The sequence below is a fragment of the Proteiniphilum sp. genome (assembly GCF_034927365.1).
Taxonomy (GTDB): domain Bacteria; phylum Bacteroidota; class Bacteroidia; order Bacteroidales; family Dysgonomonadaceae; genus Proteiniphilum.
The window spans coordinates 599,512-610,411 of the sequence record NZ_JAYFQD010000013.1; the positions used below are offsets into that span (position 1 = coordinate 599,512).

General features: G+C 43.0%; 9 protein-coding genes and 1 pseudogene. All 10 read right to left on the reverse strand.

Going from position 1 to position 10,900, the window contains the following annotated elements; genetic code table 11:
• Window positions 1–169: 169 nt before the first annotated feature.
• The 10 genes and pseudogenes from VB073_RS11280 to VB073_RS11325 all read right to left on the reverse strand — a co-directional run bounded on the left by VB073_RS11280 (window position 170) and on the right by VB073_RS11325 (window position 10,671).
• Complete coding sequence (locus tag VB073_RS11280) at window positions 170–1,270, reverse strand: BF3164 family lipoprotein (protein ID WP_323404264.1); 1,101 nt, start codon at window positions 1,268–1,270, stop codon at window positions 170–172.
• Window positions 1,271–1,830: 560 nt separating this feature from the next.
• Window positions 1,831–2,293: pseudogene (locus VB073_RS17475) on the reverse strand (6-bladed beta-propeller).
• Window positions 2,294–2,326: 33 nt separating this feature from the next.
• Entirely contained in the window at window positions 2,327–2,695 is a 369-nt protein-coding gene (locus tag VB073_RS11290; RefSeq protein ID WP_323404266.1) for a hypothetical protein, read from the reverse strand.
• A gap of 13 nt (window positions 2,696–2,708) precedes the next feature.
• Window positions 2,709–3,716 carry a BF3164 family lipoprotein gene (locus VB073_RS11295; protein WP_323404267.1) on the reverse strand — a complete coding sequence of 336 codons (1,008 nt, stop codon included), beginning with the start codon at window positions 3,714–3,716 and terminating at the stop codon, window positions 2,709–2,711.
• Between the two features lie 148 nt (window positions 3,717–3,864).
• The gene (locus VB073_RS11300; RefSeq protein WP_323404268.1) at window positions 3,865–4,578 is read right to left on the reverse strand and encodes a head GIN domain-containing protein; all 714 of its coding nucleotides are present in this window, start codon (window positions 4,576–4,578) and stop codon (window positions 3,865–3,867) included.
• 195 nt (window positions 4,579–4,773) lie between these two features.
• Entirely contained in the window at window positions 4,774–6,084 is a 1,311-nt protein-coding gene (locus VB073_RS11305) for a TolC family protein (protein WP_323404269.1), read from the reverse strand.
• 5 nt (window positions 6,085–6,089) lie between these two features.
• The gene (locus tag VB073_RS11310; protein ID WP_323404270.1) at window positions 6,090–7,196 is read right to left on the reverse strand and encodes an efflux RND transporter periplasmic adaptor subunit; all 1,107 of its coding nucleotides are present in this window, start codon (window positions 7,194–7,196) and stop codon (window positions 6,090–6,092) included.
• A 211-nt stretch (window positions 7,197–7,407) separates the two neighbouring features.
• Window positions 7,408–8,658: an ABC transporter permease gene (locus VB073_RS11315; protein ID WP_323404271.1), complete on the reverse strand. Its 1,251-nt coding sequence runs from the start codon at window positions 8,656–8,658 to the stop codon at window positions 7,408–7,410.
• A 31-nt stretch (window positions 8,659–8,689) separates the two neighbouring features.
• On the reverse strand, window positions 8,690–9,952 hold the full coding sequence (locus VB073_RS11320) for an ABC transporter permease (protein WP_323404272.1): 1,263 nt from the start codon (window positions 9,950–9,952) through the stop codon (window positions 8,690–8,692).
• A complete protein-coding gene (locus VB073_RS11325; RefSeq protein ID WP_323404273.1) occupies window positions 9,949–10,671 on the reverse strand; it encodes an ABC transporter ATP-binding protein in 723 nt (240 codons plus the stop codon). The genes VB073_RS11320 and VB073_RS11325 overlap by 4 nt, the downstream gene beginning before the upstream one ends.
• Window positions 10,672–10,900 lie beyond the last annotated feature (229 nt).

A 10,900-nucleotide genomic window follows, 5' to 3' on the forward strand; every position in this document is an offset into this window, starting at 1 on the left:
TATAGAGTCTATTCCGTATGTTGTCAATCCACATTTCATGGATAGGTTGATCGGTCGTTACCTCATATAGCCACCTGCCCTCCCAGTCGAATACATGGATGGTGTTGATAACCGGATATACATTGGGATTCTCTCTGCTTCCCCAAAGAAAAATCCATGAAAATATTCCCTATTCTAATTCATTTAAACCTAAATAATAGACCTCATCGGTGTTCATGTTTATCGTATACAGCCGTTTCCTTACAGGATCCGACCATACACGATAAAAGGATTGATCGGTTATGAGTTTATAAATCGGGTTTCCATCCCAGTCGAATACATGGATAGTGTTAAAAGACGGAACTTCAATGCCAAAACGATCATTCCAGGCTTCTTTTCCCCAATAGGTAGCATAAATATAATCATCGTCTGCATGTACGCAAGTATAATATCTATTCATTTTCTTCATATCTGTTTCCAGAAGAGAAAAATCAGGGCCGTTTCTCATACGGTAACCCACAACATCGCCTGTATTGGTATCCATAATATTTATTTGTGGAAGATGCATCATGGCCTGGACAATTTTAGAGCCATCGGGTTTGATAGCGTCCCACGTATAAAAAAAGAGGTCCAACGATCTCGCTTGACTGTTTATCACTGACTTTTGTTTATAAATAGGATAATGGTGCAACAACTTGTTAGAATAAATAGTTCGTTTTTCATAAAATGGAGTAGTAGCTTCTTCTTTATTCAAATTATCGGATGGTTTATAGGCCAACAACATATCTTCGGATTGATAAAAAGGGAAGAAGATACGGTCATTGTCATACGAAACAATTGTATCATATACTGTCTCCCCTTTTCTGACAGATTGGCTTATATTCCAGAAAAACAATTTACCTTCATTAGAGGCGTAGAGCATTGTCGTGATATCATTCCCCTTCTTAAAATGTTGAAATATGGTATTCACGGATTCCACCTCTTGGGGGCCTTGCCCTTTTTCGACAAAGGAACCGATTTCATCCCCCGTATCCACATTGAATACGGTGAAAAAATGATTTGGAAAATCAAAATACCAACAAATTAACAGCGAATCATATGCTGATACCATTCCTGTGTAGGTCCCATCCAATGAAACAGATTTACTTTTGACATTTTTTACTGCCATACTATCGTCATCGAAATATTGAATATCTCCTTTGAAATAATAGCTGTCTTTGCTTTTATTTTCGTTACAACAGACAAATGCACCAAGGATAATAATAAAAAACGCAATCTTTGTTGTTTTCATAGGGCAGTAAATTGGTAATACTTTTTGTAAAATCAAACCATAAAGTTACTGAAATTTATTGCAGATCAGAATCGTTTTTCAAAGAATTTGAAAACCTAACTATGTTCAACACATTCTTCAGCAGTGATATGCCACTAACCTATTCATATTTTTGTTTGAATGCTGATTTTTCTCAGAAAAATTCTATAATGTATGGATTATCATCGGAAGGATAATTTATCTTATTTCTATATTTATCAAATATAACATCCTTGCATTCGGATATTTGTTCTGCGTTTGCATATAAAAGAATGCTATCATCACTTTCTCCTGAAAAGAAGGTAGAGATTATTGAACCATAGGAAAATCCGGTAGAAATCATATTTCCGTTATAATATTTCGTGAGATAATTTTTACCATAACTCCGTGTATGAATCCATATCGTATCATTATAGGTTACGACACTACTGATATAAAAAAGTTCGTTGGCTTTTCTGAGAAAATCCATCCCTGAATTTTCATAGAAATCAAGAAGTTGCTTATCCGTCAGTAATTCTTTTTTGTCTGTAAAGTAGCCTCTTTTATAGGTGTTTATATTGGAGTCGAAGGCTACAAAGGAATTTGAAATTCCTAGTTGAAAATTTGTACAATTTATTATCAATAGAAGAAAGTACGAATAAATTATCATTAAAAATTCCAATGTCGGAGGTGGCAGTATATTCTCCGGATCCGGGTCCTTTGTTATCAATTTTATAAATAAAGTTTCCTGCTTCATTAAAAACAAAAATTTGTGACATTCCATTGTCTAATATATAAGGTATCATTACTGATAATTATTTTACTGATAGTCTTTATTAAGGATAAGTCATTAGTCTCCAGTGGTATAATCTCTATTTTAGAAAAAATATCAAAAAGAGAGACTTTCTGTTTATCGTCCAGACCAACTTTTATTCCACCTTTTTCTTCCTGTTTTTCAACACAAGAGATGATGATCAATAAAGAAACAATTAAGAATATAGGCAAAAATATCTTTTTCATGTTCATTACCGGTTTAATATTAATTGAAGATATCTCATATTATTTTTTTTGATTTTTTTTCTTGTCGGTATTCTTCGCTTTGGGATTATTTGTTTCGATATACAACCATATATCTCCATTTTCGAGTTGTTTTGTTGAAATATTTTTAATATTCTTCGGTTTTATCGAGTCTGTATGGTTGATTCCTACCTGGATGCTATCAATGAAAACTTTTTTTATGTTGTCTGTCAGATTATCGCCTGATGCGTTCAAGAGAGTTACATTCGACCTTTTAGTAGGTTGATCCGTTTTGCCGGAATTTGTTTTGCCGGAAATAATGGTTGAATCCTGGTCGTTGCTGTAGGCAAGAAGGTTTGCAGGAATGGAACCTCCCAACACCAAGGCTAAAATCAATATATATTGTTTCATTCTCATCTGCTTTTTAAATCTTGAATTTCATAATGGCAGCTTCTCCTTCCTGTAGCACGATGCCGTAAATAATTCCATTGGTTTCGTCCACTGCAAATGTAAGCACTTCCCGGCTTAACCGGAAAGATTTTACAAAATTCCCATTCCACTCGAATACGAATATATTTTCTCCCCATGATACCCGGCGGTTATTTTCAGCATAAGTTTTCCCGGAATAGAGCATATAACAATATTTATCGGTGGCGTAGGAACTTTTGTAGCCCAATACACAGTTGTCGTCGAGTTGAATGGTATTATCGAACCTGGCTTGAACTTTGTCTCCTGTACCATATTTTTTCAATAGTTCGGTTTGTCCTTCCTTTATCTTATAGAATTCCAGATTATCGGAGTAACTGCTTCCCAGGGCAAAATGAGTCCCTTCAGGCTGTGAGCATAGATCTCCCTGATATAAGAAGAAGCGGGCATGGGCATTATTATCCATTTCTCCTGAAGGATAGGCTCCTGCATGGTTGATTAAAATACCTTGCCTGTCATAAATATGATAGCGTCCTTCATCGAAGAGGCCGATGCCGACTAACGCTTCCTCTGTTATGACAACATTGGCGGGACGTTCTTCGATACGAACAGATTCAACCAGAGTCAAATCCCTGCCTGAAATATTATAAGTACTAAGGATGCCGGATTGTATCTGGAATACATATAATTTGTTACGTGTTGCGGATAAGGATAGCTTTAGCGGACCGGAAACTTCACCCGGTCCATTTCCTATCTGTAATATCCTGTCATCGCATTGGTTATTTAATAGGTTTAAAACCGTGAGTGTATTCGACTCGTATGGATCACAAACAAATAGTAGCGTATCATGTAAAATTAACCTGTATGGTTTACCAATCAGGCAATCAACATTTATAAGTTCTCCTGAAAGGAATTGTCTTTGAGATAGAAAGTTATCCTTGATTTGCTTATTACAACCCATTTGGAAAAAAACAAGCATGATAATTATAAGTAATCTGGTTTTCATGTTTTGTTTCTATTATTCAGCAAAAATAGTGAATTATAGAAATAAAACAGGTAAAAGGAAAAAATAAAAGCGGGGACTTTCACAAGCTCCCGCTCTTGGTATTTTTTAATTAAAAATAGAAGTAGAGTTTTATTGACTAGTCAGGGGGTTAATTCCCTGCCTTTATCCTTCCTAATCCCTCTTTGGAGAGTTCCTTGTCTGTGGGGTTACCATAGTAGGTAACATTGCCGATACCTTCGGAACGTATTTTGAGGTATTCCGACGCATGGCAACTTACGTTACCGATTCCCTCTGACCTGACGACAGTACTACGTGCACTGAGTTTTGAGGTATTCACATTTCCTACCCCTTCCGACTTTATCTCTACCTTGTCGGCTTTGCCGCCAAGAGTGGTGTTGCCCACTCCCTGGGAAGAGATGTAAATGGATTTGACATCGAGGTTATCCGCCCTGAGATTGCCCACACCCTCCGACTCGATGGTGAGTTCGGGAGTGGTGAACGTTCCGTCGATTTCGATATTTCCTACTCCGTCGAAATCGAGCCTGGCAAGGATGGGAGTGGAGATGGAAATAAGAAGCTTATCGGAACTCTTTAGATTCTTTTTCTTCTTATCGTCCATCGTAAGGATCAATTTGTCACCGTCCATCCGCACATCGAGGATGTTAAGCATCTTTTCACTCCCTTCAGCCGTGACGTTGACAGTAGGAGACTGCCGGATATGAATGTTGGCAACTACTGATGATTCGATCGCTGTAAATTCGGTCACTTCAAATTGATCCGTTGCACGCCGCGACTGTGCGTAAGCGGAACTGCTAACGATAAAGAGCGCCGCAATTACTGTAAGTGTTGTTGAAGTTTTCATATTGTTTTATGTTTGAAGTTGGAACTTAGAACTTAGAAGTCTGAAGTCAAGAAGTTAAGATTTGACTTACGCCGATTGTTAATTGACTACGTCGATTTGCAATTCATTGTCAATTATCCATTGTCCATTGTCAATTAATAGAGTCTTGCATCCTGGTTCTTGGCTCTAAAAGTCTTGGTTCTTGACTCTTTGAAATCAATCCCTCAATAGTTCTAGTATCTTGAGGCGGAATGCATATTCGTATTTGGCTTGTGCATCCTCTCCCAGTGCCTGAGTTAGGTTGTTCTTGGCAAGGAACAGTTCATAGGAGTTAGCACGTCCGCTCTCGTATTTCTCTTCCGCGAAACGATAGGCTTCGCGGCTGGCTTCAATTGATTTCTTTGCGGCATCCCAGCGGCTTTTTGCACCGGTGGCATTGTAAAAGGCCTGCTCGATACGTTTTCGCAATTCGACTTTGGTTTTGTCCATCTCTATCTGTGTGTTGGCAATGGCGAGCTGGGCACTATGGATATTGTTCCTGACCTGGAACCTGTTGAAGATCGGGATACGCAGGTTGAATCCGAGAGAGTTGCTCATATTATTGCGCAACTGCGAATTGAAAGAGGTGTTATCCCTGCCGCTCATCCTATAATAGCCGGTACCTATATTAATCCCGAATGAGAGAGTAGGATAGTATTGTGCTTTTGCCATCAGCAACTCCTTTTCACTGCTTTCCATGCGATAACGCATACCCCGTATCTCAGGACGGTTTTGCAATGCGCTCTCATATACCGCTGCCGACTGAATAAGTGCAGCTTCACCGATCAGTACTTCGGCAGGCGGTGCAGTGATATCGAAATGGCCGAACTCTTCAAATTCCATGATCTGGGCCAGGTCGAGCAGCGCCAACTTGAGGTTGTTCTCTGCCTGTACACGGTTCAATTCCTCTTTGGCTAATTGTGCCTCTAATTCATAGAGTTCGCCTGGTGCCATCTTGCCGCTTTTTGCCAATTCGTTGCGCCGTTGGAGGTTGGCCTTGGTCGTTTCGATCTGCTTCTCGGAGATCTGCAACAGTTCCCGGTTAAGGAGAGCCTGCAGGAACGCCGTGGATACACTCATGACGATATCGTCATGCATCTTTTCCAGGTCGGCTTCCGACGCTTCCATATCGGCTTTGCGGGCATCGATATTGTGCTTCATCCTCAATCCGTCGAAAAGGGTGATATCTGTACCGATGCCGAAACTGGTTTGGGAGGAATTGGTATTCTGATAGACGTTATCAAGTCCTATAGAGCGACCGAAGACGAAGTTCTGCCCCACCGACGCGTTGAGATTGGGCAACAGGTCGGCACGCGCCTGACTGTAAGCGATCTCCCGTTGCTGCCTGCCAAATTCCTGCTGTTTGATATTGCGGTTGTTCTCCAGGGCGATGTTGATACATTGCTCCAATGTATATTTTTGCTGTGCTGCTGCCGGAAGGAGCGAGCAACTGATGAACAGGGCAAGGATAATAGTTCTGATATACATAATGGCTATTTTTTCTTTTCTTCAATGATTTCCGTACCGCGGATCTTGTCATTCTCATTCAACCCTTCGGTCACTTCAATACGGATCCCGTCCGAAAGACCTATTTTCACATGCTTACGTTCGAACTCCTGCGGTTTCTCGTTCTTCATCACATACACGAAAGCCGAGTCGCCACTGAATTCAACCGAACTCTCGGGGATGGTCACCACTTCTTTACGCTGATCCAGTATAATATCTGCATTGGCGCTGTATCCCGCCCGTATAAACAGGTCGGATGGCAGTTGCAAGGCGGCTTTCATCTCAAAGAGGATGGCTCCGCTCTCTTCAACCCCTTTGGGGGAGACGTACTCCAGCGACGCGGGTATCTTCAGGTCCTGGATGGCGCCGATAGTGATTTCCATGGGCATTTGCACCGAGAGCTTCCCTACTTCTGTCTCGTCGATCTTTCCCACAAAAAGCATATCACCCAGATCAGCAACTGATGCGACTGTGGTGCCGTCATTAAAATTATTGGACTGGATCACCGAATTACCGGCTTTCACCGGTACGTCGAGGATGGTACCGCTCACCGTAGAACGTACCAGAGTGTTACTGGTCTTGGCAGAACTCTTGGTGATCCCGGTGCGTACCAGGCTCAGGTTGTCGTTGGCGGCACGCAGTTCCTCCTGATCGTTCTTATACTGCAGTTCTATCTTCTCGAACTCCTCCCTGGAGATCACTTCACTTTCGAAGAGTTTCTTGTCCCGTTCATAATTGATCCGGCTTTGGTCGGCAGCCAATCGTGCTCTTTCCACGCGCGACTCGGCACTGCTTTCGTTCACCATGTCGGGTACTACCTGTATCCTGGCGATGATGTCTCCTGCCTTCACGGTCTCCCCTGCCTCTTTGTAAACCTCGGCAATGATACCCGACATCTGCGGTTTGATCAGGATTTCATTTCGCGGCTCCACTTTTCCCGTAGCCACCGTCCTCTTTTCAATATCACCTTTCGCCGCCATTTCAATCTTGTATGTCACAACTTTAGGACGCGATTTCTTCCAGAGAAATACAAAGGTGGATATTACCAGAATTCCTAACAACGACAATCCTACAATTCTCAATACTTTCTTCATATTATTTTTTTTAGACTATTAGAACCAAGACTATTCGAGCCAAGATTTTCAGAACCAGTACTTTTAAAGTCAAGAACCATAATTCAAGACGATTTATAAATTATTATATTAATACATTAATCACATTGGCACATCCCCGACACATCGGACTCTCCATTACGTTTCAATTGGCACATTGGCACATTGGCATATTGGCACATTGGCACATTGATTACTCCTCACTGATTGCCTCCACCGGTTTGATCATCATGGCCCGTTGTGCGGGTATGTATCCCGCCATGGTTCCGATTACGATAAGGATAAGGAGGGAACCGACAGCCATGCCGAACGATACTTGCGGATCCTTGAAGAATTGGTCACTCTGGCTAAGTGCGATGCCTGCCAACGACAAGATACCCACCCCCAGCACGATACCCATTATTCCGGCCAGTACCGTAAGTACCACACTTTCGCTCAGGATCTGTCCGATGATATTCAGTGGAGTAGCACCCAGTGCCCGACGGATGCCGATCTCTTTGGTGCGTTCGCGTACGGTGACCAGCATGATATTACTCACTCCGATGGCACCCGCCAGAAGTGTGCCTAGCCCTACGATCCATATCAGCGCCGCAATACCGAGCCCCAGGTTCCTGAACATCTTGAATTGCTCTTCGATGTTCATGGAGAACACCGCATCTTTATCGTCAGGTGAAATTTGATGCTGCTGTTTCAATATTTCCATGATCTGGTTTTGTATCACTTTTACCGGTACGCCCTCTTTGGCTGTGGCTGCCAGGAAATGAACAATATTGCCTTGGTTGAACGCTTGTTGCATGGTGGAGAACGGTAGTACGACGCTTTCGGCCGTATTACCTCCGATACTCACCCCGGAGGTGCTGCTACGTGCTACGCCTACCACCTGGAAATAGATACCGTTCACACGAACCTGTTTGCCGGTAGGGTCTTCCCCTTTTTGGAAAAGCACTTCATAGATACGCTCTCCGATGACACACACTTTTCTCTTTTCGGCGATATCGATATCGTTGATATAGCGCCCGTAAATCATTTTACTTTTTTCAATCAAGTCGTATTCTGGATAACAACCCTTTACCCGATATGAGCCATTTTTTTCTCCCCTGACAACGTTCTTGTCGACACTACCGCTGAACAGCATCGGAGAGATATATTGCATTTCGTGTACTTTCTCTTTGATTACGGGGATATCGCTGTTGGTCATATTCCATCGTCTCCCTTTTCTGAATCCTTTGAAGGGGACAGTTGTACGTTCCGCCTCGAAGAAGCAGGAGTTGGTGGCAAACCCTTCGACCTGGGAAATTATCCCTTTTTCGAGAGCGTTTCCGGCTCCTACCATCAGTACCAGCATCAGCATTCCCCAAAAAACACCGAAGGCGGTCAACGCACTTCGTGATTTGTTGTGCGTGATAGTGATCCATATTTCCTGCCACCTGTCTAAATCGAACATAATACTAATTTATTGAATTATTGGCATATTATTATTCCTGCCTCATCGCTTCGATCGGTTTCACTTTTACCGCTTTACGGGCAGGCATGTAGCCGGCAATTACACCGGAGATAATCAGGATGAGTGTGGCGAACAGTGCGTATGTCACTTCTACTGTGGGATTGGCGAATATCGACATCTGCGGTTCGTCGGATACGGCCTGTGCACTCGCTGCCTGCTCCATAAAGAAATTGACTGTCTCGGTCAGCCCGATACCCATCACCAGTCCTATATACCCGAAGACGGTGGTGATGAAGATCGACTCCAGGATGATGGATTTCAGGATGGATGCCGGCGTGGCGCCGATAGCTTTCCGGATCCCGATCTCCCGTGTACGCTCCTTGACCGATACCAGCATGATATTGCTTACTCCCACAATCCCTGCAATTAATGTGAGGATCCCGATGATGGTGACCAGAAGAGTAATGCCACCAAATATTTTCATCGTCTCCACGTAATCGGCCTGCGCATTGTATAACCAGAGTGCCTGCTGATCTTCGGGATTAAAATTTAGCCTGCGCCCCATTAATGCTCTGAGCGACTCGTTGAACCGGTCGTTTTCTTCTTCCGTCACCAGTCCGTCGACAGTGAAAGTAATCTGGTAAAATTTACCATTGGGATTGAAGATGGCTTGTGCCGTGGAAAAGGGGATATAAGCACTCGATCCGCCCCACTGTTCTTTTTTGGAGTTAACTCCTACCACCTTGAGCATCAGTTGTCCCACTTTCACATGTTTGCCCAGTGGCGACTCCTCCTTGAAAAGGAGGTCGGCGATCTTCTTATCCAGCACGATTACTTTATTCAACTCGTTGATGTCGAGTTGATTGATGAACCGTCCCTCTTCCGGTGCGATAACCAGTTTTTCAATATCGAAGTAGTTGGGCATGACGCCTCTTACCTGGTAAGAACCGTATTCATTCCCGTATGAGATGGTCTGCGAAGTATTAAATCTGGGGGTGATAAGGCGGCTTTCCTTTACTTCCTCCTTGATCAGCTCCAGTTCACTCTCCGTGAAATAGAGGTTACGCTCCGACTTCAATCCTTTGTGTGGCATGGAGGTGGTACCCGGCCATAGGCTGATGCGATTGATGGAACGGGAGCTGAAGTTCTGCATCACCCCGTTTCTCAATCCGTTACCCGCTCCCAACAGGACGATAAGAATAAAGATACCCCACGATACCGAGAGCCCGGTCAGGGTAGTACGCATCTTATTCTTTTTCAGTGTGGATACTATTTCCTGAAGCAGGTCTGTCATACCATTTCTAGTTTTTGAGAGTGGGTAGTGATATGTACACCATTATTTTTACGTGTTTCGTATTCGATCATGCCGTCTTTCAGGTGGATGATACGGTTGGTTGTATCGGCGACCGACGGTTCATGTGTGACAATGATAGTGGTAATCCCTTCCCGATTGAGGTTGGTCAGCACCTCCATCACTTCGATGGTAGTCTTACTGTCGAGGGCACCGGTTGGCTCGTCGGCCAGGATAATCTTGGGGTTCGAGATCAGGGCCCGCGCAATGGCTACCCGTTGTTTCTGTCCCCCTGACATTTCGTTGGGCATATGGTGCGCCCAATCTTTTAAGCCCATCCTGTCGAGATGCTCCAGCGCGATGATATTCCGTTTTTTGCGGCTTACCTTCTTGTAATAGAGTGGGAGAGCCACATTCTCCAAAGCGTTCTTGAAGTTAATGAGGTTGAAAGACTGGAAAACAAAGCCAATCATCTCGTTACGATAGAGCGCTGCCTGCTTTTCGCTCAGGTTCCTGATGAGTGTTCCATTCAGAAAATATTCGCCTGAATCGTATGTGTCGAGGATTCCCAGGATATTCAAAAGAGTAGATTTCCCCGAACCTGATGCACCCATGATGGAAACGTATTCTCCACCCTCTATCTCCAGATCGATTCCTTTCAGGACATGAAGTGAAACCGCTTCTGTATGATAAGACTTATGTATTTGCCGAATTTGAATCATATAATTAAATTTCGTCTTGGCTCAATAGTGAATATTTTATTTAGACCTTTATTCGATCTGAATGGTTACAGAATGGTCCTCTTTTTTTAATAATGCGAATCAGTAGTTGAAACTGTTCGCGAGTTTATATAGTTAAAGTATTTAAAATCAATGAAATAAACGTGCCGGATATTTGCTCAATCCGCTGGAAATCATTAACTTAGAAGAATAATCCCCATTATTTTTCCAG

Bases quoted from the DNA above. Each gene is read 5' to 3' on its own strand.
- VB073_RS11280 (WP_323404264.1), bottom strand. From the start codon at position 1,270: ATGAAAACAACAAAGATTGCGTTTTTTATTATTATCCTTGGTGCATTT.
- VB073_RS11290 (WP_323404266.1), bottom strand. From the start codon at position 2,695: ATGAAACAATATATATTGATTTTAGCCTTGGTGTTGGGAGGTTCCATT.
- VB073_RS11295 (WP_323404267.1), bottom strand. From the start codon at position 3,716: ATGAAAACCAGATTACTTATAATTATCATGCTTGTTTTTTTCCAAATG.
- VB073_RS11300 (WP_323404268.1), bottom strand. From the start codon at position 4,578: ATGAAAACTTCAACAACACTTACAGTAATTGCGGCGCTCTTTATCGTT.
- VB073_RS11305 (WP_323404269.1), bottom strand. From the start codon at position 6,084: ATGTATATCAGAACTATTATCCTTGCCCTGTTCATCAGTTGCTCGCTC.
- VB073_RS11310 (WP_323404270.1), bottom strand. From the start codon at position 7,196: ATGAAGAAAGTATTGAGAATTGTAGGATTGTCGTTGTTAGGAATTCTG.
- VB073_RS11315 (WP_323404271.1), bottom strand. From the start codon at position 8,658: ATGTTCGATTTAGACAGGTGGCAGGAAATATGGATCACTATCACGCAC.
- VB073_RS11320 (WP_323404272.1), bottom strand. From the start codon at position 9,952: ATGACAGACCTGCTTCAGGAAATAGTATCCACACTGAAAAAGAATAAG.
- VB073_RS11325 (WP_323404273.1), bottom strand. From the start codon at position 10,671: ATGATTCAAATTCGGCAAATACATAAGTCTTATCATACAGAAGCGGTT.